Below are 233 nucleotides of genomic sequence, written 5' to 3' on the forward strand. Positions count from 1 at the left end.
CTCATCACCGTCAGCTGCAATGTGCCGCCTGCCTTCTTGCCGACCGGGAAGCGAATCGATTCGGGCGCTGTGATCGCGGCATAATGGCTGCCGACAATCTCGGTCCAGCGGGTGACGATGCTGGACTGGACGAAGCCGAACTTGCGAAAAGCGGCGCGGCCGATGTCAGGCATAAGGTCCGCAATCTGGCGGCTCGCACCGATCCGGGGCCGCTCCACGGGCAAGGCGGCGCG

The 233-nt window shown here is 65.2% G+C and carries 1 protein-coding gene; it reads right to left on the reverse strand.

Going from position 1 to position 233, the window contains the following annotated elements:
- On the reverse strand, positions 1–233 hold a 233-nt coding region (locus RYX56_RS26875; protein ID WP_317124537.1), incomplete at both ends, for a DciA family protein.

Source organism: Alkalihalophilus lindianensis, from assembly GCF_032843265.1.
GTDB classification, from domain to species: Bacteria; Bacillota; Bacilli; order Bacillales; family Bacillaceae_D; genus Alkalihalophilus; species Alkalihalophilus lindianensis.